Genomic DNA, 22,227 nt, shown 5'->3' on the forward strand with positions numbered 1-22,227 from the left:
GTTGTAGTGTGCATTCATCACTCTCGGGGCGCCGCCGTCGGCCTGCGCGCCCCTGTCTTGTTTAATAGAACGAAAAATATCCATCATCATCATGACAGTCAAAGTCGCAATTGCTCAAATGAATAGTACGGTCGGCGATCTGGCCGGCAACCGTGCCAAGATCTTCGACCTTTCCCGCCGCGCGTTCGAGGCGGGCGCCGATATCGTGCTCACGCCGGAACTGTCGCTGGTTGGCTATCCACCCGAGGACCTGTTGCTGCGCAATGCATTCTACGCAAAAACGCAGGAAGCGTTTGCGGCGCTGGCCCGCGACCTGGCCCAGTTCAAGGATATGCACGTGGTGGTGGGCTTGCCGCTGCAGGACGAGAAGGGCGTGCGCCACAATGCCGCTTCCGTGCTGGTCAATGGCGAAGTGCTGGGCACCTACCGCAAGCACGACTTGCCGAATACCACCGTGTTCGATGAAAAACGCTACTTTACGTCGTCGGACCAGGCTTTCGTGTTTGGCGTGAAGGGCGTGCGCTTCGGCATCAATATCTGCGAAGACACGTGGTTCGAGCACGCGCCGATGCGCGCCCGCGCGGCCGGCGCGCAAGTGCTGCTGGTGCCGAACGGCTCGCCTTATCACATGAACAAGCAGCATTTGCGCTATGAAACCATGCGCAAGAACGTCAGCGCGCAAGGCATGGCCCTCGTGTACGCCAACCTGGTCGGCGGCCAGGGAGGACGAGCTGATTTTCGATGGCGACTCGTTTGTCATGGATGCGGCCGGCACGATTTGCGCCCAGCTGCGCCATTTCGAGGAAGATCTGCAACTGGTCGAGTTCGACGGTGCCACGCCCGTGCCGCAGCCGCTGGCCACGCCGCTGACCACCGAGGCGCAGGTGTACCAGGCGCTGGTGCTGGGCGTGCGCGACTATATCGGCAAGAACGGCTTCCCTGGCGTGCTGATCGGCATGTCGGGCGGCGTCGATTCCGCGCTGACCCTGGCCATCGCCGTCGATGCGCTGGGCGCCGACAAGGTGCGCGCCGTCATGATGCCGTCGCAATTTACGGCCGATATCTCGTGGATCGACTCGCGCGACATGGTAAAACGTCTGAATGTGCGCTACGATGAAATTCCGATCAAGCAAACTTTCGACGCCTTCCGCGCCACCCTGGCCGAGGAGTTCGCGGGACTGGCGGAAGACGCGACGGAAGAAAACATCCAGGCGCGCATCCGCGGCACTTTGCTGATGGCCTTGTCGAACAAGCATGGCAGCATTGTGTTGACGACGGGCAACAAGAGCGAGATGGCGGTCGGCTATTGCACGCTGTACGGCGACATGGCGGGCGGCTTTGCCGTGATCAAGGATATCGCCAAGACGCTCGTGTACCGTCTGTGTGCATACCGCAACAGCATCACAAGCGTGATTCCCGAGCGTATTTTGACGCGCGGACCGTCGGCCGAGCTGCGCGCCGACCAGCTGGACCAGGATTCCTTGCCGCCGTATGAAATACTCGACGGCATCATGCAGATGTACATGGAAGAAAACCGGCCGATCGCCGACATTATCGAGGCTGGCTACCCGCCGGCCGACGTGGCGAAAATCACGCGCCTGATCAAGATCAATGAATACAAGCGTCGCCAGTCGCCGGTGGGCATCCGCGTCACGCACCGTGGCTTTGGCCGCGACTGGCGCTATCCCATTACGTCGAAGTTTTACGAATAACGTGGGGAACCCCGCCAAACCTACTGCGCAGCTCACTACCGGGCATCCGTTGCTCACCGTACTAAAGTACGGCTCCGCTACTCAACCCGGTATTGACCTTGCTCGCTACGGTTTTGCGGGGTCCCGTTAAGCCAGCTAATGAAGAACTGACGATTATCAATAAGGAGAAAGCCATGAAACAGATTACCGCCATCATCAAACCATTCAAGCTCGACGAAGTGCGCGAGGCCCTGGCCGATGTGAACGTGACGGGCTTGACCGTGACGGAAGTGAAGGGCTTTGGCCGTCAGAAGGGCCATACCGAGCTGTACCGTGGCGCCGAGTACGTGGTCGACTTCTTGCCGAAAGTCAAAGTCGAAGTGGTGGTGGATGACAGCGTGTCGGAACTGGTGGTCGACGCCATCATCAAGGCAGCCCGCACGGGCAAGATCGGCGACGGCAAGATCTTCGTGCGCGACGTGGAGCAAGTCATCCGCATCCGCACCGGCGAGACCGGTCCTGACGCAGTGTAAGTTTTTTCAGCCTGGGCTGCTGACCTTCAGCGTCCCAGGCGCATGTCGAATTTCCAGCAGATCAGGCGCAATATCGTGATGCCGCTGGCGCTGGTCCACAGCGCGAAGTCGTGCTCGGCGCCGAAGTGCATCTGCAATAAATAAGCCCAGCAGCCGAAAAACGCGCAGATGGCGTAGGGTTTTCCGTCACGAAACACCATCGGCACTTCGTTGCAGACGATGTCGCGCATCACGCCGCCGAAAATCCCCGTAATCACCCCCATCATCGAGGCAATAAAGATCGGCATGCCGGCGCGCATGGCTTCGGCCACGCCGGCGATGGCGAACATGCCCAGGCCGATGGCGTCGGCGATGACGATCAGGCGTTCCGAGACGATCTGGCGCAAATGCTGGATCAGGGGCGCGGCCGTCAGGGCCAGCACGAAGATCAGAATCGCGTATTCCTGGTGCGAAACCCAGAACAAAGGGCGCTTGTCGAGCAGGATGTCGCGCAAGGTCCCCCCCCGCCGAATGCCGTGATGAAGGCCACGACGAATACGCCGACCAGGTCCATGCGCTTGCGGCGCGCTTCGATGAAGCCGGAAAACGCGCCCACCAGGATGGCGATGACCTCAATGATCTTGATCAGCGAGCCAGGCGGCAGTTGGGGTGGCATCATGGGTGGAGCGCGTGCACGAGACGCTAAGCAGGAAATAATTGTCACAGGTTAACATGACACGGCCCCGAATGGTGACAAACGGGGCCGTGTGCGGGGTGTAACTTGTTACTGAATTGTAATTTCTTGCTGCTAGGGCTAGCGGATGGGCTGCAGCGCTGCCGAGAGCAGCACGACGAGGGCGCCATCGCCCCCTTCCGAGCGGCGCGCCTGGCAAAAGGCGACGACTTCATCCTTTTGCACGAGCCAGCTGTGCACCATCGATTTCAACACCGGTTCCTGACCTTTCGAGCCGAAACCCTTGCCGTGGATCACGCGCACGCAGCGCAGCTTGCGCCGCGTCGCCTGGTTCAGGAAGGCGCCGATGCCGTCGCGCGCGTCGTCGCGGCGCAAGCCGTGCAAGTCCAGCTCATCCTGGATGGGCCAGTGGCCCTTGCGCATCTTCTTGACCACGTCCGGCCCCACGCCGGGGCGGGCGTAGTTCAGGGCCGGATCGTTTTCCAGATAATGGTCGACTTCGAACAAGTCCGACAGCGATTCGCGCAGCACGGCCGCATCGTCCTCTTCCGGAGACAATTTTCGCGCCGGCTGCTGGACGCTGGCCGCGCCCGCCTTGGGCAGGCTGGGCACGTAGCGGTCCGACTCGGGCAGGCGCTTGACGCCGCCGATGCTGGCCTTGAACAGATTGCTTTCCACGGCCTGCACCTTGACCTGCTTGGCGCGTTCCGCTTCAGCTTGCGCGCGCGCGTCGGCCTGCTCCTTGAGCTGCTTGCTGACCGCTTTCAGGTCGGCAAAGTCTTTCATCGACGCCATGCGACGCTTACTCCTGGCCTTCCAGGTAGCGCTGGGCGTCCAGTGCTGCCATGCAACCCGTGCCGGCGCTGGTGATGGCCTGGCGGTAGATATGGTCTTGCACGTCGCCGGCGGCAAACACGCCCGGCGCGCTGGTGGCGGTGGCCATGCCTTCCAGGCCGGTTTTCGTCTTGATGTAGCCGTTGTGCATGTCCAGCTGGCCTTCGAAGATGCCCGTGTTCGGCTTGTGGCCGATGGCGATGAACACGCCGTGCACGCTCAATGCTTCGACCTTGCCGTCGATGGTCGACTTGATGTTCAGGCCCGTCACGCCGCCTTCGTTGCCCGTCACTTCATCCAGAGTGTGGTTATATTTCAACACGATCTTGCCTTCGGCAACCTTGGCATTCAGGCGGTCGATCAAGATCGCTTCCGCGCGGAACTTGTCGCGGCGGTGGATCAGCGTGACTTTATTGGCGATGTTCGACAGGTACAGTGCTTCTTCGACGGCCGTATTGCCGCCGCCGACGACTGCCACTTCCTGGTTGCGGTAGAAGAAGCCATCGCAGGTGGCGCAGGCGGAGACGCCCTTGCCCATGAATTCCGCTTCCGACGGCAAGCCCAGGTATTGCGCGGATGCGCCGGTGGCGATGATCAGCGTGTCGCACGTGTATTCGTGGCTGTCGCCCTTCAGGCGGATCGGCTTTTCATTGAGGAAGGTGGTGTGGATGTGGTCAAACACGATTTCCGTATTGAAACGCTCGGCGTGCTGCAGCAAGCGCTGCATCAGGTCCGGGCCTTGCACGCCCATGGGGTCGCCGGGCCAGTTTTCCACGTCGGTGGTGGTCATCAGCTGGCCGCCTTGTTCCACGCCGGTGACCAGCATCGGGTTCAGGTTGGCGCGGGCGGCGTAGACGGCGGCGCTGTAGCCGGCTGGGCCGGAGCCGAGGATCAAAACGCGGGCGTGTTTGGTAGTGGTCATGGGAAGCTTCTCTATGAGTGGGGTCTATCCGAATTGGGGGCATACGCGCGAAGAACAAGGCCGTATTGCGCTTGCGCAAGCAATCCTCGATTATAGACCAAGCCGCCTGTAGCGACGAATCGTGGGGCCGTCCGGGGCATATATGGCTTAGAATACTTCCTTATTATGGGAAATTCCCTTTCAGAAACATTTTTCACCTTGCAGCGCTTCCCAGAATGACTAAACCAGCCCAGGCCAATCAAAATAGCTACACCCGAAAACCGGTCGAACGCCGGCCCCTGCCCAACCGGCTGGTGCGGCTGCTGTCCGAGGCGCGCTGGTTCGCGCTGGCCGCGTTTGCCCTGTATTTCGTGCTGATACTGGCCAGCTTCAACAAGCTCGACCCGGGCTGGTCGCACGCCACTTCCGTCGACAAGGTGGCCAACCTGGGCGGCAAGCTCGGTGCGACCTTCTCCGATCTGCTGCTGTATATCTTCGGTTTTTCCGCCTGGTGGTGGTGCGTGTGGCTGCTGCGCACCGTGTGGAATGGCTATCGCCGCCTGAGTAAGCGCTTCCTGCTGGAAGAAGAGGACGTGGAGCGCGAGCACCATGTCGAGATGCTGATCCGCATCGTCGGCTTTTCCATCATGCTGATCGGCAGCATGGGTCTCGAATACCTGCGCATGGCGAAAAGCCTGCACGTGCAGCTGCCGCGCGACCCGGGTGGCGTGCTGGGCCAGCTGGTGGGACATTCGGCCCATGTGGCTTTCGGCTTCACGGGCGCCACTTTATTACTGTTGCTGCTGTTCGGCCTCGGTTTCAGCCTGTTCTTCCACGTTTCTTGGTTGCAAGTGGCCGAACGCATCGGCGGCGCTATCGAAGATGCGTTTAATTGGTTCGTGCTGCGCTACCAGGACCGCGAAGACCGCCGCCAGGGCGAAGTGGCTGCCGTGCGCCGCGACGAAGTGGTGGTCATCGAACGGGCCAAGCACGTGGAAAAGCACGTGGCCGCGCCACCCGTCAAGATCGAGCCGCAGGTGGTGACCGTGGTGAAATCGGAGCGCGTGGAAAAGGAACGCCAGGCGCATCTGTTCGAGAACCTGGGCGATGGCAAGCTGCCGCCGCTGTCCTTGCTCGATGAAGCGCCGCCCGTGGTGGAAACGGTATCCGTGGAAACCCTGGAGTTTACGAGCCGCCTGATCGAAAAGAAATTGTCGGACTTTGGCGTGGATGCCAAGGTAGTGGCCGCTTACCCCGGCCCTGTCGTGACGCGCTATGAAATCGAGCCGGCCACGGGCGTGAAGGGCAGCCAGATCGTGGGCCTGGCGCGCGACCTGGCCCGTTCGCTGTCGCTCACCTCGATCCGCGTCGTGGAAACCATTCCCGGCAAGAACTACATGGCGCTGGAATTGCCGAATACCAAGCGCCAGATCGTGCGCCTGACGGAAATCCTCGGCTCCAAGGTCTACAACGATGGCGTGTCCAGCCTGACGATTGCGCTGGGCAAAGATATCGCCGGCAAGCCCGTCGTGGCCGACCTGGCCAAGATGCCCCACTTGCTGGTGGCCGGCACGACCGGTTCCGGTAAATCCGTGGCATCAATGCGACGATTTTGTCGCTGCTGTACAAGTCCGACCCGCTCGACGTGCGATTGATCCTGATCGATCCGAAGATGCTGGAAATGTCCGTCTATGAAGGCATTCCGCACTTGCTGGCGCCCGTCGTCACCGACATGCGCCAGGCGGGTCACGCGCTGAACTGGGCCGTGAACGAGATGGAACGCCGCTACAAGCTGATGAGCAAGATGGGCGTGCGTAACCTGGCCGGCTACAACGCGAAGATTGCCGACGCGAAAAAGCGCGAAGAACACATCCCGAATCCGTTCAGCCTGACGCCGGACTCGCCCGAGCCGCTGGAAAAACTGCCGACCATCGTCATTATCATCGACGAGCTGGCTGACCTGATGATGGTGGTGGGTAAAAAAGTCGAGGAATTGATCGCGCGTATCGCGCAAAAGGCCCGCGCCGCCGGGCTGCACTTGATTCTGGCCACGCAGCGCCCATCTGTAGACGTGATCACGGGCTTGATTAAAGCCAACATCCCGACGCGTATCGCCTTCCAGGTCTCGTCGAAGATCGACTCGCGCACCATTCTCGACCAGATGGGCGCGGAAACCCTGCTGGGCATGGGCGACATGCTGTACATGCCGCCCGGCACCGGCTTGCCGATGCGCGTGCACGGCGCGTTTGTGTCGGATGAAGAAGTCCACCGCGTCGTCAGCCATCTGAAGCTGCAGGGCGAACCGAATTACATCGAGGGCATCCTCGAAGGCGGCACCCTGGAAGGCGATGGCGCCGAAGGCGGCGCGCCGGGCGAGGGCGGCGGCGAGGCCGATGCCCTGTACGACCAGGCGGTGGCGGTGGTGCTGAAAAACCGCCGCGCCTCGATTTCGCTGGTGCAGCGTCATTTGCGCATCGGCTACAACCGCGCCGCCCGCCTGCTCGAGCAGATGGAGCAGAGCGGGGTAGTGTCAACCATGCAATCCAATGGCAACCGGGAAATCCTGGTGCCGGCGGCCAGTGCCGAACAAGGGTAATAAATGAAAAGCAATACTTTCGCAGCAAAAATGATCATCGGCGCGGCCAGCGTTGCCTGCAGCCTGCTGTTCGCGGCCAGCGCCTCGGCCAGTGCCCTCGAGCAATTCAAGAGCTTTGCGGCCAGCACCAAGTCGGCCAAGGGCGAGTTCGTGCAGCGCCAGGTCAAGAAGGCGGACGCCAGCGGCAAGGCCAAAGTTTCCACGCCAGCCAGCGGCACGTTCGAGTTTGCCCGTCCCGGCAAGTTCATCTGGACCTATCTGAAACCGTACGAGCAGCTGCTGCAAGCGGACGGCGACAAGCTGTATATCTACGACAAGGACTTGAGCCAGGTGACGGTCAAGAAACTGGGCGACGCGCTCGGTTCCTCGCCGGCCGCCATCTTGTTCGGCAGCAACGACCTGGAAAAGAATTTCACCCTGGCAGAAGCAGGCACGCGCGATGGCCTGGAATGGCTGAAAGCCACGCCGAAAGCCAAGGACACGACGTTCGATGAAATCACCATCGGCCTGCGCAACGGCGTGCCGGAAGCGATGGAATTGCGCGACTCGTTCGGGCAGACCTCGGTGCTGGCGTTCAAGAATTTCCAGAAAAACCCGGCCTTATCTGCCAATCACTTTAAATTTGTCATGCCCAAGGGCGCCGACGTCATTAATAATTAAGACTGTCGCGCCTTGCGTATGAGCCGGCCTCGCAGCAATGCGGGGCTTTTGCATTCTTGTTAGGTAACTCATTATGGCGGATCTTTTTTCCACCGCACCGCGCCAGCCGCTGGCCGAAGCCTTGCGGCCTGCTACCCTCAACGAAGTCATTGGTCAGACGCATCTGCTGGGCGTAGGCAAGCCGCTGCGCCTGGCCTTCGAGGCGGGCAAGGCACATTCGATGATTTTATGGGGGCCGCCCGGCGTGGGCAAGACCACCCTGGCGCGTCTGATGGCGAACGCGTTCGACAGCGAATTCATCGCCCTGTCGGCCGTGTTTGCAGGGGTGAAAGATATCCGCGCAGCCATGGACCAGGCGCGCAACAGCCTGGACCAGTTCGGCAAGCACACCTTGCTGTTCGTCGACGAGATCCACCGGTTTAATAAATCGCAACAGGACGCCTTGCTGCCCTTCGTCGAATCGGGCCTGGTGACGTTCATTGGCGCCACGACGGAAAACCCCAGCTTCGAAGTGAACTCGGCGCTGCTGTCGCGCGCGCAAGTGTATGTATTGAAATCGCTCAACGAAGACGAGATGAAGCAGTTGCTGGCCAAGGCGCAGTCCACGGCCTTGACGCACCTGACCTTTGACGAGGCCGCCGCCGACACCCTGATCGGCTATGCGGATGGCGACGCGCGCCGCTTCCTGAACTTGCTGGAGCAGGCCGAGACGGCCGCCAGCTCGACGGGCACGACGGCCATCGACGCGGCCTTCGTCGACAATGCGCTCACATTAAATTCGCGCCGCTTCGACAAGGGCGGCGATAATTTCTATGACCAGATTTCCGCGCTGCACAAGTCCGTGCGCGGTTCCAACCCGGACGCCGCCCTGTACTGGTTTTGCCGCATGATCGACGGCGGCGCCGACCCGCGCTACCTGTCGCGGCGCATCGTGCGCATGGCCTGGGAAGACATCGGCCTGGCCGACCCCCGCGCCTTGACGATGGTCAATGATGCGGCGGAAACGTACGAGCGCCTCGGTTCGCCCGAAGGCGAGCTGGCCCTGGGCCAGGCCGTGATCTACCTGGCGATTGCGGCAAAGAGCAATGCCGGCTACAACGCTTTTAATACCGCCATGGCCTTCGTCAAGAAAGACAAGTCGAAGGAAGTGCCGGTGCACTTGCGCAATGCGCCGACGAAGCTGATGAAGGAACTCGGCTATGGCCATGCCTACCGCTATGCGCATGACGAGCCCGATGCCTACGCGGCCGGCGAAACGTATTTTCCGGATGGCATGGCCGAACCGGGCTGGTACCAGCCCGTGCCGCGCGGCCTGGAAAGTAAAATCGCCGACAAGCTGGCGTGGCTGCGCGAGCTGGACAGGAAAGCAGGAAAACCGGCCGGCAAGGGCTGAATTACAGTCCCAGCAAGCTAAAACCGTCGTCCTGCGGCGCGTAGCCGACCAGCCGGCGCGTCGCGTCGATGGATAGCCGTTTATAACGGTTGTCCGACACGCCATGCGCGACGTGGTAGCCGGCCGGCACGTCCGCCGCGATGCAGCGGGCCAGCAATTGCACCACGTCGCGTTCGCTGATGAAGGCGGCGATGTCGCGTGCGCTGTGCTGCTGGCCTGGCGCAAACCGGGCCACGTTGGCGATGCGCACGGCGATCGTCGTCATGCGATGCTGGTGCGCGAAGGCCGAGGCCACGCCTTCGCCGAAGGCTTTGCTGGCGCCATACATGTTGGCCGGGCGCGCTGGCATGCTTTCGTGCACTTGCGCGTCCAGCGGATAGCCTTCGATGGCTTGCGCGCTGCTGGCGAATACCACTCTTTTCACCCCCTGCGCCTGTGCCGCGCGGAAGATGTTGTGCGTGCCGACGATATTCGGCTGCAGCAATTGCGTATCGAAATCGGCGCTGGCGTGCGGCACGCCGGCCAGGTGCAGCACCACGTCGATATCGGTGCAGGCGGCCAGGCAGGCGGCGTAATCGCTGACGTCGAGCTGCATGGACGGGCAGGGCGCTTCGGCCAGCTTGCCTGTGTGCAGGTCGGCCAGGCGCAGGGAGAATTCCCCGTGCCGGCTCTTCCAGAAAACGGTGCCGATAACGCCGGCGGCGCCCGTGACGAGGACGCGCAGTGGTGGTGCTTGAGTCATGTATTCCTAATATTCAAGGTGTGAGGCAGTGCCAGGTTCAGCCAGCGCAGCAGGGCGGTGCGCGGTGCGGCCGTCCCATGCACGCGGATGCGTCCGCTACCGACGGCTTCGACCAGCACCAGGCCGTCATTCGGGATCGTGTAGCGTTCGCCGCTGTGCAGCACGCAATCCTCGAACTGGGCGTAGGCCGTGATCCAGGCCGTGCCGGACAGGCATTCGATGACCCTGGCGTGCGCTTTTTCCAGACGCAAAGGCCGTTCGCTGCGTAATTCGTGGTCGGTATGCATGGCATCGCTCCTGTTGGTGTGCTGACAGGAACAGCTTAGGCGCTTGCGGTGAACCATGACAGATGCAGGAAAACGAAATTGTCATGCATACAGTGCGCTTCATCGTACACTGTGCTTGTCAAAAAAACGGGCAACTGTATCTGTGCGTGCCGCGCGCGGCAGCCGCATACTGAAGGGATGAACATGAGCGCGCATTTGAATCTGTACGAGCACCTGGCCAACGAGCTGGGCGCCTTGATCGACGCGCGCGTGTTCGCGCCTGGCGACCGCTTGCCGTCGATCCGCCACCTGGCGCAGCAAAAGCGCATTTCCGTCAGCACCGTGATGCAAGCCTTGCGCCTGATGGAAGACCGGGGGCAGGTTGATGCGCGGCCCCAGTCCGGCTATTTCGTGCGCCACCGGGCGCCGCGCCGGCCCTGCAGCGCCGACGCCCAGCACTTGAAGGAGCCGGCCTTTGTCGGCATCAATAATCTGTTGATGCGCGTGCTGAAGGAAAACGAGGCGCCCGATATCGTGCAGCTGGGCACGGCCTGGCCGCCCGACGAGATTTTGCCCATCAAGCGCATGCAGCGCACCATCAGCGCGGTGGCGCGGCGCGAACCGGCTTTGTTGAGCAAGGTCAGCTGCTACGACGTCAGCGAAAGCAACTTCCTGCGCCAGGTCACGCGCCGCGCGCTGGATTGGGGCAAGCTGGACCCGCACGAGATCGTCGTGACGAATTCCTGCACGGAAGCGATCAGCCTGTGCCTGCGCGCCGTCGCCAGGCCGGGCGACACCATCGCCATCGAGTCGGCCACGTATTTCGTGCTGCTGCAGATGATCGAAAGCCTGGGCATGAAGGCGCTGGAAATCCCCACCGACCCGAAGACGGGGCCGTCGCTCGATGCGCTGGAGCTGGCCCTGCGCGCCGGCCTCGTGCAAGCGTGCCTGTTCGTGCCGAACGCGAATAATCCTTTGGGCTGTGTCATGCCGGAGACCAACAAGAAGCGTTTGGCGGGCTTGCTGTCGGAATTTAATATTCCGTTGGTGGAAGACGATGTATATGGCGACCTGTGCTTTGCACCGCAGCGCCCGTGGCCCGTGAAGGCTTACGATACGAGCGGCAATGTGCTGCTGTGCTCCTCGTTTTCCAAGGCCATCACGCCTGCGTCGCGCGTCGGTTACGTGCTGGCCGGGCGTTTCGCGCAGGAAGTGGCCCTGCTGAAAACCGTGTCGAGCGGCGCCACCAGCCATTTCTTCCAGGCCGTGCTGGCCGATTTTTTGGAAGGCAGCAGCTATGACCAGCAGCTGCGCAAGATGCGGCGCACCCTGGTGCAGCGCATCGCCCGCATGTCCGACGCCGTGGCGGCCAGCTTTCCGGCGGACTGCATGCTGTCCGAGCCGCAGGGCGGTTTCGTGCTGTGGGTGCAGATGCCGCCGCAAGTCGATGCGCTGGCCCTGCACGGCCACGCCATCGCCGGCGGCGTGGCGTATATGCCGGGCCAGCTGTTCTCGGCCTCGGGCAAGTTCGGCAATTACCTGCGCCTCAATTGCGGCAATGCCTGGACGCCGCGCATCGAGCAGGCCATCGGCCGCTTGGGCCGCCTGGTGCATGAGGCCTTGTAACTATTCTTTGCGTTTCAGTCCCGCATTTTCACCGTTCGCTCCCTGTTTTTCGCCGCTGGTCGCAAGCCGGTGGCCTTGTTTGCCGCCGTTGGCTAAAGTACCACCATACCAGCAGCAGTCAACCAAACAAACCAACCAGGAGTCACATCATGAACGCACTGAAAAACATGGAAATCACCTTTGTCGCCGCCGCCATCATCGCCATCGGCGCCAGCTTCGCCTCCGCAGGCGCACACACGGTGGAAGTGAGCGCCACGTCGACCCTGATTGCCAAGGCCGCCGACAGCACGATGCCTGTCGTGACCGTCACGCCCGCCGCCTGACCGCTGCCGAAAAAGCCGCCTTCATTTAAGCAATAAGCTATGCAGAAAATGTAAAGCGGGCGCGAGTGCCCGGCCAGGCTGCCATGACGATGGTTGACCTTGCGCAAAACTCATCGAAGTGAACTGGGTCTTGGTACAATGAGTGCTTTCGATACATCGGCACCGCCATCCACCCATGATAGATATCCAACTTCTCCGTAAAGACATCGCCACCGTCGCAGAACGCCTGGCGACGCGCAAATTCCAGCTCGACGTGGCAGGTTTTACCGCCCTCGAAGCCGAACGCAAGGCGATCCAGACGCGCACCGAGGAACTGCAGGGCAAGCGCAATGCGCTGTCCAAGCAAATCGGCATGTTGAAAGGCAAGGGGGAAGACACCTCGGCCGTGATGGCGCAAGTGGCCGGCCTGGGCGATGAATTGAAAGCCGATGAAGCGGCCCTGAGCGTAGTGCAAGCCAAGCTGAGCGATTTCATCATGGCCGTGCCGAACTTGCCGCATGAATCGTCGCCCCTGGGCACGGACGAGTCGGGCAACGTGGAAGTGCGCAAGGTCGGCACGCCACGCACTTTTGACTTTGAAGTCAAGGATCACGTCGACGTGGGCGGCCCGCTGGGCCTCGATTTCGAAGTGGCCACCAAGCTGACCGGTTCGCGCTTCTCCGTCATGAAGGGCGGCATCGCCCGCCTGCACCGCGCACTGGCGCAATTCATGCTCAACACGCATGTGGACGAGCATGGCTACACGGAATGCTATACGCCGTACATGGTCAACGCCGATTCCCTGCGCGGCACGGGCCAGCTGCCGAAATTCGAAGCCGACCTGTTCTCGGTGAAAAAAGGCGGCGCGGAAGGCGAGGGCGAGACCTTCTACCTGATCCCGACGTCGGAAGTGTCGCTGACCAATATCGCGCGCGATGAAATCCTGGCGCTCGATCAACTGCCCCTGAAAATGACGGCCCACACGCCATGCTTCCGTTCGGAAGCGGGCAGCTACGGCCGCGACACGCGCGGCATGATCCGCCAGCACCAGTTCGACAAGGTGGAAATGGTGCAAGTGGTGCACCCGGACACCTCGTACCAGGTGCTCGATGAAATGGTCGGCCATGCGGAAGCCATCTTGCAACGCCTGGGCCTGCCATACCGCGTAATGTCGCTGTGCACGGGCGACATGGGTTTCGGCGCCACCAAGACCTTCGACCTGGAAGTGTGGCTGCCGGCGCAAAACACCTACCGCGAAATTTCGTCCCTGTCGAACTGCGAAGCCTTCCAGGCCCGCCGCATGCAGGCGCGCTTCCGCAACGCCGCCGGCAAGCCGGAACTGGCGCACACCCTGAACGGCTCCGGCCTGGCAGTGGGCCGCACCCTGGTAGCGGTGCTGGAAAACTACCAGCAGGCAGACGGCAGCGTCGAGATCCCGCCAGTGCTGCGCCCGTACATGGGCGGCCTGACGCATCTGAAGGCTTAAAATAGTCCTTTTCTTTTTGTCGCGGGCTGCTATAATCTTGCCTTCTCGCAGCAATGCGGGAAAAGACCGCAGCAAATGGAGAGGTGGCAGAGTGGTCGAATGTACTTGACTCGAAATCAAGCGTACGTTAAATCGTACCGTGGGTTCGAATCCCACCCTCTCCGCCAGAACAAATAGAGAAAGCTCCCGCAAGGGAGCTTTTTTTATTTGTGGCGGCGGAAAGGAGTACGCCCCCTGCGGGGCGTACGCGTGGGATTCGAAGACGAGCGCGTATTCGCGCGAGGCTCCCCGAATCGTCCAGATAGGTTTTGGTTTGCCAGCCCTCAGTTGCAAATCACCAATAAAACCCCTACCCAACTGAACAATGCCCATGCTAAAATAGCGCCTCGTTCAAACAGGCATGCCAGTTTGAATGAATAGACCGCAGTAAACGGAGAGGTGGCAGAGTGGTCGAATGTACTTGACTCGAAATCAAGCGTACGTTAAATCGTACCGTGGGTTCGAATCCCACCCTCTCCCCAGAATAAATAATAAAAGCTCCCGCAAGGGAGCTTTTTTTATTGGGAACGCCAAAAAGCTTGCGACACATCAACGCAGGTAGAAAAACCGCCCAAAGCGCGCAGCGCAAGGCGTTTTTTCCTCCATTCAAGCTCTAATTGCCAGCGCCGCCACGAACTCAAGCTAGTGCACCAGCCGCGCCACCGCAAACGCCACACTCGACAGCGCAATCATCGTCCCCACGCAAGACAGGATGACAGTCGACTTCGCCTCAGCCACATCGGACCTGGTCGCGTAATTGGAGCGCACCACCGCCAAGTCCAGTTTCAAGCTGCTGACATCCGTCTTGAGGACAGTGACATCCGTTTTCAGGCCGGCGACATCCACTTTAAGGTCTGTCACATCCACCTTGAGACCAGCGACATCCGTTTTCAGGTCTGCCACATCCACTTTGAGGCCAGCCACATCCGTTTTCAGGTCCGCCACATCCGTTTTCAGACCAGCCACATCCACCTTGATGCCAGCCACATCAACCTTCAAATCAGCAACGTCCAGTTTCACGCCGGCCATGTCTTTTCCCAGTGTGTTGACTTGCTCGTCCATGGCGCAATCCTCCGTGCTTGTCACTGCATGCTCCTCGATTTTTTCACCGCTGTCAAACAGTGTCCCGAGGGTATCGCGCATGGCTTTGCTATTGTTTGCCAGGCGTTGTGCCAGTGCCGTCACGCGCTGCAAGTCGGCCATTCCTTCGCCCTGTAGCTGCTCCGTGGCAGTCTGCAATTCGACGGTGATCTGCTCGCTGAGACTGGCTGCGACCTGCAGCCACGCATCGATCTTGCGCTGGCGCGCCTGTTGCGTGAGCGCGTCATGCCGCACCCGCGTATCGCTCAGCTTGTGCATGCTGTTCATGCCACGTCCTCTACAGTCTGGGGCCGATGCCGCTGCTGTCCACGCTACCCCTTGCCGATGCACCCCACCTTGACCCCGCTCAGCCTATGTTAATCTACCCCCTCCCATCCCGACCCCACCAATAAAAGCAATGAGCCGATTCTGGAGCAACATCGTCAGCGAGCTGACCCCCTACGTCCCCGGCGAGCAGCCGAAACTGCCCGACCTGGTGAAACTCAACACCAACGAAAACCCCTACGGCCCGTCGCCGCAGGTGCTGGCCACCCTGCGCGAAGCGGCCAACGACAGCCTGCGCCTCTACCCCGATCCCACGGCCAGCGAACTGAAGCAAACCCTGGCCGCCTACCACGGCCTCAACAGCGAGCAAGTGTTCGTCGGCAACGGTTCCGACGAAGTGCTGGCGCTGGCCTTCATGGCCTTGCTCAAGCACGATGCGCCCTTGCTGTTCCCGGACATCAGCTACAGCTTCTATCCCGTGTATTGCAAGCTGTACGGCATCGATTACCGCACGGTCGCGCTCGACGACACCATGCGCATCCGCCCCGAAGACTACCAGGGGCCGTGCGGCGCCATCATCTTCCCGAATCCCAACGCGCCCACGGGCGTGGACTTGCCGCTGGCCGGCGTGGAAACCTTGCTGCGCGACCATCCCGACGCCGTGGTGGTGGTCGATGAAGCGTATGTGGATTTCGGCGGCGAGAGCGCCGTGGCCCTGGTCGACCGCTATCCGAACTTGCTGGTGGTGCAGACGTTCTCGAAATCGCGTTCGCTGGCCGGCTTGCGCGTCGGCTGCGCCTTCGGCCATGCGGACCTTATCGAGGCGCTGGAACGGGTGAAGAACAGTTTCAACTCGTATCCGCTGGATCGGCTGGCGCTGGCCGGCGCCGTGGCCTCGCTGCATGACGAAGCGTATTTCCAGCAGACGCGCCAGGCCGTCATCGCCAGCCGCGAACAGCTGACGGCGGACCTGGCGGCGCTGGGCTTCGAAGTGCTGCCGTCCGTGGCCAACTTCGTCTTTGCCCGCCATCCGCAGCATGACGCGGCGCAACTGGCGGCCGGCTTGCGCGCCAGATCGGTGATCGTGCGCCATTTCAATGCGCCGCGCATCAGCCAGTATTTGCGCATCAGCATCGGCAACCCGGCAGAATGTGCGGCCCTGATGGCGGCATTGCGCGCAGTGGTGTGACGCCATGCTGACCTTCGTACCTGCCAGCATCGCCGATGGCGAGGCGCTGGCCAGCCTGCGCGTGGCCGCCATGCGCGAAAGCCTGGAGCGCATCGGCCGCTATGATCCGCAGCGGGCGCGCCAGCGTTTCCTGGCCACCTACGACCCCGCCTGCACGTGGCAGTTGCGCCACGGCGGCGCGCTGGCCGGCTTCTATGTGTTGCGCCCGCAAGCGGATTATTTGCTGCTCGACCACCTCTACCTGGCGCCGGAATGCCAGCGGCAAGGCATGGGCGCGGCCGTGCTGGCGCGCGTGTTTGCCGAGGCCGATGCGGCCCGCAAGAGCGTGCGCGTGGGCGCCTTGCGCGGCAGCGAGGCGAACCGCTTCTATGTGCGTCACGGCTTCGTGGCGGATGGCGAGGAAGAGTTCGACCTGTATTACGGCGCGCTCCCGCGCCTTGATGCTGCCGGCGGCGACTGTTTGTGCAACAATAATCGGATTCACACATCGACAGGACGGACAAAATGGCAAAAGTGGCATTCATCGGTTTGGGCGTCATGGGTTTCCCCATGGCAGGTCACCTGGCGGCGGGCGGGCACGACGTCACCGTGTACAACCGCAACCCGGCCCGCGCGGCAGCCTGGCTGGAGCAGCACAAGGGCAGCAGCGCCGCCACGCCGGCCGCGGCCGCTGCCGGCGCCGAGTTCGTCTTCACCTGCATCGGCAACGACAATGATCTGTATCAAGTCATCCTGGAAGAGGGCGGCTTGCTGTCCGCCATGGCGCCGGGCAGCATCCTGATCGACCATACGACGGCGTCCGCCGAAGCGGCGCGCACCATCCACGCGGCGGCGAAGGAGAAGGGCGTGTTCTTCCTCGACGCGCCCGTGTCCGGCGGCCAGGCCGGTGCGGAAAACGGCAAGCTGACGGTGATGGTGGGGGCGCGATGCCGAGGCGTATGCACGGGCCGAGCCCGTCATCGCGCTGTTCTCGCGCGCCGTCACCTACATGGGCGCTTCCGGTTCCGGCCAGCTGACAAAAATGGTCAACCAGATCTGCATCGCGGGCCTCGTGCAAGCCTTGAGCGAGGGCATCGCCTTTGCGGAAAACGCGGGCCTCGATGCGGCGCTGGTGGTGGACGTGATTTCCAAGGGCGCGGCGCAGTCGTGGCAGCTGGAAAACCGGGGCAAGACCATGATCGAGCGCAAGTTCGACTTCGGTTTCGCCGTCGACCTGATGCGCAAGGACCTGGGCATCTGCCTGGCCGAAGCCAAGCGCAACGGCAGCGACTTGCCCGTGACGACCTTGACGGACCAGTTCTATGGCGAAGTGCAGCAGGCGGGCGGCAACCGCTACGACACCTCCAGCCTGATCACCCGCCTGAACAAAAAGTAACTTTTTAACGCTTAAGTAAAGAGCGGCGCGTCCCTGCCCAGGGCCGCGCCGCTCGTCGTTTACGGGGGGGGGAAGTAAAAAACGTCAGTTTCCGGAACATCTGGTTTCGATTTTCATGGAAAAGCATGGACTTCGCTAGCTCATCGTGTATTATTAAAAAACGAGATGAAATGTCCCAATTTTTAAAACATTATGAGCGGACCAGCATGAAAACTAACTCCTCAGCGATAACACGCGTTGTCGACAAGAACATTCCCTATTTGTCTTCCGCCGTTGCCATCTGGCGCCCCCGCGCCGTGCTGCGCAGCTGGCCCGGCGTGGCCATCGCGCTGGTGATCGCCCTGTCGGCCACTTTTATTTCCAGCAATTACGGCGGCCCCCAGCTGCTGTACGCGCTGTTCTTCGGCCTGGCCTTCCACTTCCTCGCGTCCGACCCCACCTGCAAGCCCGGCATCGAGTTTTGCAGCAAGGTGCTGCTGCGCACGGGCGTGGCCCTGCTGGGCGCGCGCATCACTTTTAATCAGATCGCCTCGGTGGGCGTGACGCCGCTGCTGATCGTCGTCGGCGGCCTGGTGGCGACTTTGGGCTTCGGCTACCTGCTGGCTCGCTGGCTGAAACGTCCCATCACGGAAGGCATTCTGTCGGGCGGCTCGGTGGCCATCTGCGGCGCGTCGGCCGCGCTGGCCATCTCGGCCGTGCTGCCGCAAACCAAGGAAAACGAGAAATTCACCCTGCTGACGGTGGTGGGGGCGTGACGTCGCTGTCGACCCTGGCCATGATCGTCTACCCGCTGCTGGTCAAGCTGCTGGGTTTTGACCCGACGGAAGCGGGCGTGTTCATCGGCGGCACGATTCATGATGTAGCGCAAGTGGTGGGCGCAGGCTATCTGGTGAGCAACCATACGGGCGACGTCGCCACCTTCGTGAAACTGACGCGCGTGGCCTGCCTCGTGCCCGTCGTGCTGGGCCTGTCGATCATGTTCAAGCGCAAGGACGGCAAGAGCGAAGTGGACGCGCCGCCGCTCGTGCCGTTCTTCCTGATCGGCTTTGTCTGGCTCGTCATTACCAACAGCCTGGGCCTGATCCCGCAGGAAGTGAATGGCTGGATCAACAATGCCTCGCGTGCCTGCCTGGTCATTGCGATTGCCGCCCTGGGCGTGAAAACTTCGTTCCAGTCGCTCGCCTCGCTGGGCTGGCGTCCCGTGATCATGCTGGTGATGGAAACCGTGTGGATCGCCGCCTTCGTCGCCATCGCCGTCCTGCTGACGCGTTAAACGGAACGGCCCTGCCATGAAGATCCTTGTCCTCGGCGCCGGCGTGGTCGGCACGGCATCGGCCTGGTATTTGCGCCAGGCGGGCCACGACGTGCGCGTGCTCGAGCGCCAGGCGGGCGCGGCGCAGGAAACCAGTTTTGCCAACGGCGGACAGATTTCCGTCTCGCATGCGGAACCGTGGGCCAATCCCGCCACCCTGCGCAAGGTCTTGAAATGGCTGGGCAAGGACGACGCGCCGCTGCTGTTCCGGCCCCGCCTGGACCCGCTGCAATGGCAGTGGGCCTTGCACTACCTGCGCGAATGCCTGCCATCGCGCGTGGCGCGCAATATGCGCCAGATCGTCGCCCTGGCCGAGTACAGCCGCCAGAGTCTGCAAGCCTTGCGGCGCGAGACGGGGATTACCTATGATCACCTCGAGCGGGGCATTCTGCATTTTTATACGGACCAGCAGGAGTTTGACAAATCGCAAGCGGGCGCCGCTCTCTTGCGCGAACTGGGCTGCCCGCGCAACACCGTCAGCGCCGATGAAGTGATACGGCTGGAACCGGCCTTGCGCCACGCGCGCAGCCGCATCGTCGGCGGAGACTTCACGGCCAGCGACGAGTCGGGCGACGTGCACCTGTTTACCACGGCGCTGGCCGCCCGCGCCGCCGCTGCCGGCGTGGATTTCCAGTACGGCACCACGGTGACGCGGCTGCTGGCGGACGGCGAGCGCATCGCGGGCGTGGAATGCATCGATGCGCAGGGCCGCCACCGCCTGGAATACGCGGACGCCGTGGTGGTGGCCATGGGCAGTTTTTCCGCGCCGCTGCTGCAGCCGCTGGGCATCCGCCTGATGTTGTATCCGGGCAAGGGCTATTCCGCCACGTATCCGATTATCGACCCCGTCAGCGCACCGAGCGTGTCGCTGACGGACGATGGCCATAAGCTGGTGTTTTCGCGCCTGGGCGAGCGCCTGCGCGTGGCGGGCACGTGCGAGCTGAACGGCTACACGCGCGAACTGAACCCTGTGCGCTGCGCCGCCATCACGCGCCGCGTGCAGGCGCTGTTTCCCCACGCCTGCGATTACAGCGACCCCGTCTACTGGGCCGGCTTGCGCCCCCTGACGCCGTCGAATGTGCCCTACATCGGCGCCACGCGCTATCGCCAGCTCTACCTCAACACGGGCCACGGCACCCTGGGCTGGACCATGGGCTGCGGCGCGGGCAGGGCGATCGCCGACCTCGTGTCGGGACGGCGGCCCGACGTCGATTTTGCGTTTTGCGGCGAAGCCCCCCGGCATGAGGCCGCTTTGGTTCAACTTAGGAGAGCACCACGATGAGAGACGACGCCATCCCCAGCCATACCCCCGGCGGCCTGACCCTGGCCGGCACCACCTACCAGTCGCGCCTGCTGGTGGGCACGGGCAAATACAAGGATTTCGAGGAAACGCGCCTCGCCATCGAGGAAAGCGGCGCCGAGATCGTCACCGTCACCATCCGGCGCGTGAATATCGGCCAGGAAAAGGGCGAGCCGAACCTGCTCGACTTCATCCCGCCGTCGAAATACACGATTTTGCCCAACACGGGCGGCTGCTACAACGCGCGCGACGCCGTCTACACCCTGCAACTGGCGCGCGAGCTGCTGGGCGGCCACCAGTTGTGCAAGCTGGAAGTGCTGGGCGATGAAAAGACCCTGTTCCCGAACATGCCGGAAACGTTAAAGGCGGCGGAGCAGCTGGTGAAGGATGGCTTCCAGGTGATGGTGTATTGCAGCGACGACCCCATCCAGGCGCGCATGCTGGAAGACATCGGCTGCATCGCCGTCATGCCGCTCGCGTCATTGATCGGCTCGGGCATGGGCATTTTGAATCCGTGGAATCTGTCGCTGATCATCGAGCAAGCCCGCGTGCCCGTGCTGGTGGATGCCGGTGTCGGCACGGCGTCGGACGCCGCCATCGCCATGGAACTCGGTTGCGACGGCATCCTGATGAATACCGCCATCGCGGCGGCGCGCGAGCCGATCCGCATGGCGCGCGCCATGAAACTGGCAGTGCAGGGCGGACGCGAGGCCTATCTGGCCGGGCGCATGCCCCGGAGAGCGGGCGTCATGAGCGCTTCGCCCTCGTCGCCGATGGCCGGGCTGATCGCCTGAGCCGCCGCATTTACCGCATTTACCGCAGTTTGCAGCACCGTTGTTGATTCTGTTTGAAGCACCCATAAAAACCACAATACCTGGAGATGACATGAAACACACACTCGTAGCGGCAGCCATCCTGGCCTCCTTCTTCGCCGGCAACGCCAGCGGCCAATCGTCCGTCACCGTGTACGGCTTGCTCGACGCGGGCTTGACGTCCGAGCACGGCGGCGCGGACGGTTCCGTCACCAAGCTGGCCACCGGCGTGCAGTCGGGCAGCCGCATCGGCTTCAAGGGTACGGAAGACCTGGGCAACAATCTGAAAGTCAATTTCCTGCTGGAAAATGGCCTCGACGTGGACACGGGCGCCAACCGCCAGGGCGCCTTGTTCGGGCGCAAGGCCTACGTGGGCCTGTCGGGCGGCTTCGGCACCGTGAACCTGGGCTTGCAGCACAACCCGCTGTTCACGGCGCTGGACAATATCGACCCCTTCGAGACGGGCCTGACGGGCGCCTCGATCAACCTGATGAGCGTGGCCAGCCTGCGCACGAAAAATTCCATCATGTACGAGACGCCCAAGGTCAAGGGCCTGTCGGCATCGATCATGTATGGCCTCGGCGAAAAGCCGGACAGCAATACGCTGGGCCGCACCATCGACTTTTCCATCGACTACGCCAACGGCCCGCTCGTGCTGACCCTGGCGCACGACAACCGCAAGGACACGCCATTGAACACGGCGAAAGTGACCTTGCTGGGCGGCACCTACGACTTCGGCCCCGCCAAGCTGCATGCCGCGTATGAAACGGACAAGGACGATGCGGGCACGGATTTCCGCAACTACATGGTGGGCGCGTCGGCTCCCGTGGGCGCGGCCGGCAGCGTGATGGCGTCGTACATCCGCAAGGATGACCGCACGAATGCGCGCCGCGGCGGGCGCCAGCTGGCCATCGGCTACACGTATGCCTTGTCCAAGCGCACGAACCTGTACACCTCGTACGGGCGCATCAGCAACGATGGCGCTGGCACCAACTTCGTTGGCGACGCCTCCAGCGGCGGCAGCGTGCCCTTGCCTGGGCATAACTCGAGCGCCTTCACGGCCGGCATGCGCCTGAAGTTCTAAACGCGGCAGTGCAGGTAGCGATGGCGGCTTGTCTGTTGCGGATAAGCC

17 protein-coding genes, 2 tRNA genes and 5 pseudogenes are annotated in these 22,227 nt (G+C 62.2%); 18 read left to right on the forward strand and 6 right to left on the reverse strand.

The window, feature by feature from the left end; translation table 11 throughout:
• Positions 1-91 precede the first annotated feature (91 nt).
• Both ACQVLG_RS17385 and ACQVLG_RS17390 read left to right on the forward strand, forming a co-directional pair.
• Positions 92-1,712, forward strand: a pseudogene (locus ACQVLG_RS17385) (NAD+ synthase).
• A 173-nt stretch (positions 1,713-1,885) separates the two neighbouring features.
• Positions 1,886-2,224 (forward strand): P-II family nitrogen regulator, encoded by a 339-nt coding sequence (locus ACQVLG_RS17390; protein WP_034758685.1) that lies wholly within the window; start codon positions 1,886-1,888, stop codon positions 2,222-2,224.
• Between the two features lie 26 nt (positions 2,225-2,250).
• On the opposite strand, the pseudogene ACQVLG_RS17395 reads toward ACQVLG_RS17390, so the two are convergent.
• From ACQVLG_RS17395 to trxB, 3 genes and pseudogenes are all read right to left on the reverse strand, one after another.
• Positions 2,251-2,882 (reverse strand): annotated as a pseudogene (locus ACQVLG_RS17395) (trimeric intracellular cation channel family protein).
• Positions 2,883-3,017: 135 nt separating this feature from the next.
• Positions 3,018-3,692, reverse strand: a complete 675-nt coding sequence (locus ACQVLG_RS17400) for a Smr/MutS family protein (protein ID WP_474290361.1) — start codon at positions 3,690-3,692, stop codon at positions 3,018-3,020.
• Between the two features lie 7 nt (positions 3,693-3,699).
• Complete coding sequence (gene trxB / locus ACQVLG_RS17405; protein WP_034758671.1) at positions 3,700-4,653, reverse strand: thioredoxin-disulfide reductase; 954 nt, start codon at positions 4,651-4,653, stop codon at positions 3,700-3,702.
• A 215-nt stretch (positions 4,654-4,868) separates the two neighbouring features.
• Between trxB and ACQVLG_RS17410 the strand changes: the two are divergent.
• The 3 genes and pseudogenes from ACQVLG_RS17410 (at position 4,869) to ACQVLG_RS17420 (ending at position 9,281) form a co-directional block, all read left to right on the forward strand.
• Positions 4,869-7,228 (forward strand): annotated as a pseudogene (locus ACQVLG_RS17410) (DNA translocase FtsK).
• A 3-nt stretch (positions 7,229-7,231) separates the two neighbouring features.
• Entirely contained in the window at positions 7,232-7,888 is a 657-nt protein-coding gene (gene lolA, locus ACQVLG_RS17415) for an outer membrane lipoprotein chaperone LolA (RefSeq protein ID WP_474290364.1), read from the forward strand.
• A 73-nt stretch (positions 7,889-7,961) separates the two neighbouring features.
• Complete coding sequence (locus ACQVLG_RS17420) at positions 7,962-9,281, forward strand: replication-associated recombination protein A (protein WP_474290366.1); 1,320 nt, start codon at positions 7,962-7,964, stop codon at positions 9,279-9,281.
• Position 9,282: 1 nt separating this feature from the next.
• Here the strand turns inward: ACQVLG_RS17420 and ACQVLG_RS17425 are convergent, their stop codons facing one another.
• Together ACQVLG_RS17425 and ACQVLG_RS17430 are read right to left on the reverse strand one after the other, a co-directional pair.
• Complete coding sequence (locus ACQVLG_RS17425) at positions 9,283-10,023, reverse strand: NAD-dependent epimerase/dehydratase family protein (RefSeq protein WP_474290367.1); 741 nt, start codon at positions 10,021-10,023, stop codon at positions 9,283-9,285.
• The gene (locus ACQVLG_RS17430; RefSeq protein ID WP_474290369.1) at positions 10,020-10,310 is read right to left on the reverse strand and encodes a DUF2917 domain-containing protein; all 291 of its coding nucleotides are present in this window, start codon (positions 10,308-10,310) and stop codon (positions 10,020-10,022) included. The genes ACQVLG_RS17425 and ACQVLG_RS17430 overlap by 4 nt, the downstream gene beginning before the upstream one ends.
• Before the next feature lie 183 nt (positions 10,311-10,493).
• On the opposite strand from ACQVLG_RS17430, the gene ACQVLG_RS17435 reads away from it, so the two are divergent.
• The 5 genes from ACQVLG_RS17435 to ACQVLG_RS17455 all read left to right on the forward strand — a co-directional run bounded on the left by ACQVLG_RS17435 (position 10,494) and on the right by ACQVLG_RS17455 (position 14,222).
• Complete coding sequence (locus tag ACQVLG_RS17435) at positions 10,494-11,915, forward strand: aminotransferase-like domain-containing protein (RefSeq protein WP_474290371.1); 1,422 nt, start codon at positions 10,494-10,496, stop codon at positions 11,913-11,915.
• A 149-nt stretch (positions 11,916-12,064) separates the two neighbouring features.
• Positions 12,065-12,238, forward strand: a complete 174-nt coding sequence (locus tag ACQVLG_RS17440; RefSeq protein ID WP_474290373.1) for a hypothetical protein — start codon at positions 12,065-12,067, stop codon at positions 12,236-12,238.
• A 175-nt stretch (positions 12,239-12,413) separates the two neighbouring features.
• A complete protein-coding gene (gene serS / locus ACQVLG_RS17445; RefSeq protein ID WP_230541676.1) occupies positions 12,414-13,703 on the forward strand; it encodes a serine--tRNA ligase in 1,290 nt (429 codons plus the stop codon).
• A gap of 77 nt (positions 13,704-13,780) precedes the next feature.
• Positions 13,781-13,870 (forward strand) — tRNA-Ser (locus ACQVLG_RS17450).
• Positions 13,871-14,135: 265 nt separating this feature from the next.
• A tRNA-Ser gene (locus tag ACQVLG_RS17455) sits at positions 14,136-14,222 on the forward strand.
• A 162-nt stretch (positions 14,223-14,384) separates the two neighbouring features.
• Here ACQVLG_RS17455 and ACQVLG_RS17460 read toward each other — a convergent pair.
• Positions 14,385-15,110 carry a hypothetical protein gene (locus ACQVLG_RS17460; protein ID WP_474290374.1) on the reverse strand — a complete coding sequence of 242 codons (726 nt, stop codon included), beginning with the start codon at positions 15,108-15,110 and terminating at the stop codon, positions 14,385-14,387.
• Between the two features lie 130 nt (positions 15,111-15,240).
• Between ACQVLG_RS17460 and hisC the strand changes: the two genes are divergently transcribed.
• From hisC to ACQVLG_RS17500, 8 genes and pseudogenes are all read left to right on the forward strand, one after another.
• Entirely contained in the window at positions 15,241-16,296 is a 1,056-nt protein-coding gene (hisC, locus tag ACQVLG_RS17465) for a histidinol-phosphate transaminase (protein WP_474290375.1), read from the forward strand.
• 70 nt (positions 16,297-16,366) lie between these two features.
• A pseudogene (locus ACQVLG_RS17470) lies at positions 16,367-16,687 on the forward strand (GNAT family N-acetyltransferase); the annotation flags it as partial.
• A gap of 113 nt (positions 16,688-16,800) precedes the next feature.
• A pseudogene (locus ACQVLG_RS17475) lies at positions 16,801-17,671 on the forward strand (NAD(P)-dependent oxidoreductase).
• 206 nt (positions 17,672-17,877) lie between these two features.
• Positions 17,878-18,426 carry a YeiH family protein gene (locus tag ACQVLG_RS17480; RefSeq protein ID WP_474290377.1) on the forward strand — a complete coding sequence of 183 codons (549 nt, stop codon included), beginning with the start codon at positions 17,878-17,880 and terminating at the stop codon, positions 18,424-18,426.
• Complete coding sequence (locus tag ACQVLG_RS17485) at positions 18,423-18,944, forward strand: YeiH family protein (RefSeq protein ID WP_474290379.1); 522 nt, start codon at positions 18,423-18,425, stop codon at positions 18,942-18,944. The genes ACQVLG_RS17480 and ACQVLG_RS17485 overlap by 4 nt, the downstream gene beginning before the upstream one ends.
• A 16-nt stretch (positions 18,945-18,960) precedes the next feature.
• Positions 18,961-20,265 (forward strand): D-amino acid dehydrogenase, encoded by a 1,305-nt coding sequence (locus ACQVLG_RS17490; RefSeq protein WP_474290381.1) that lies wholly within the window; start codon positions 18,961-18,963, stop codon positions 20,263-20,265.
• Positions 20,262-21,077 carry a thiazole synthase gene (locus tag ACQVLG_RS17495; protein WP_474290383.1) on the forward strand — a complete coding sequence of 272 codons (816 nt, stop codon included), beginning with the start codon at positions 20,262-20,264 and terminating at the stop codon, positions 21,075-21,077. Before ACQVLG_RS17490 ends, ACQVLG_RS17495 begins: the two co-directional genes overlap by 4 nt.
• Positions 21,078-21,168: 91 nt before the next feature.
• A complete protein-coding gene (locus ACQVLG_RS17500; RefSeq protein WP_474290385.1) occupies positions 21,169-22,179 on the forward strand; it encodes a porin in 1,011 nt (336 codons plus the stop codon).
• The last annotated feature ends 48 nt before the right edge of the window (positions 22,180-22,227 follow it).

The sequence above is a fragment of the Janthinobacterium sp. TPC_1 genome (genome assembly GCF_056037845.1).

What these genes read in the sequence shown, in the direction of transcription:
- ACQVLG_RS17390 (WP_034758685.1), top strand. Translation starts at nt 1,886, where the DNA reads ATGAAACAGATTACCGCCATCATCAAACCATTCAAGCTCGACGAAGTG.
- ACQVLG_RS17400 (WP_474290361.1), bottom strand. Translation starts at nt 3,692, where the DNA reads ATGGCGTCGATGAAAGACTTTGCCGACCTGAAAGCGGTCAGCAAGCAG.
- trxB (WP_034758671.1), bottom strand. Translation starts at nt 4,653, where the DNA reads ATGACCACTACCAAACACGCCCGCGTTTTGATCCTCGGCTCCGGCCCA.
- lolA (WP_474290364.1), top strand. Translation starts at nt 7,232, where the DNA reads ATGAAAAGCAATACTTTCGCAGCAAAAATGATCATCGGCGCGGCCAGC.
- ACQVLG_RS17420 (WP_474290366.1), top strand. Translation starts at nt 7,962, where the DNA reads ATGGCGGATCTTTTTTCCACCGCACCGCGCCAGCCGCTGGCCGAAGCC.
- ACQVLG_RS17425 (WP_474290367.1), bottom strand. Translation starts at nt 10,023, where the DNA reads ATGACTCAAGCACCACCACTGCGCGTCCTCGTCACGGGCGCCGCCGGC.
- ACQVLG_RS17430 (WP_474290369.1), bottom strand. Translation starts at nt 10,310, where the DNA reads ATGCATACCGACCACGAATTACGCAGCGAACGGCCTTTGCGTCTGGAA.
- ACQVLG_RS17435 (WP_474290371.1), top strand. Translation starts at nt 10,494, where the DNA reads ATGAGCGCGCATTTGAATCTGTACGAGCACCTGGCCAACGAGCTGGGC.
- ACQVLG_RS17440 (WP_474290373.1), top strand. Translation starts at nt 12,065, where the DNA reads ATGAACGCACTGAAAAACATGGAAATCACCTTTGTCGCCGCCGCCATC.
- serS (WP_230541676.1), top strand. Translation starts at nt 12,414, where the DNA reads ATGATAGATATCCAACTTCTCCGTAAAGACATCGCCACCGTCGCAGAA.
- ACQVLG_RS17460 (WP_474290374.1), bottom strand. Translation starts at nt 15,110, where the DNA reads ATGAACAGCATGCACAAGCTGAGCGATACGCGGGTGCGGCATGACGCG.
- hisC (WP_474290375.1), top strand. Translation starts at nt 15,241, where the DNA reads ATGAGCCGATTCTGGAGCAACATCGTCAGCGAGCTGACCCCCTACGTC.
- ACQVLG_RS17480 (WP_474290377.1), top strand. Translation starts at nt 17,878, where the DNA reads ATGAAAACTAACTCCTCAGCGATAACACGCGTTGTCGACAAGAACATT.
- ACQVLG_RS17490 (WP_474290381.1), top strand. Translation starts at nt 18,961, where the DNA reads ATGAAGATCCTTGTCCTCGGCGCCGGCGTGGTCGGCACGGCATCGGCC.
- ACQVLG_RS17495 (WP_474290383.1), top strand. Translation starts at nt 20,262, where the DNA reads ATGAGAGACGACGCCATCCCCAGCCATACCCCCGGCGGCCTGACCCTG.
- ACQVLG_RS17500 (WP_474290385.1), top strand. Translation starts at nt 21,169, where the DNA reads ATGAAACACACACTCGTAGCGGCAGCCATCCTGGCCTCCTTCTTCGCC.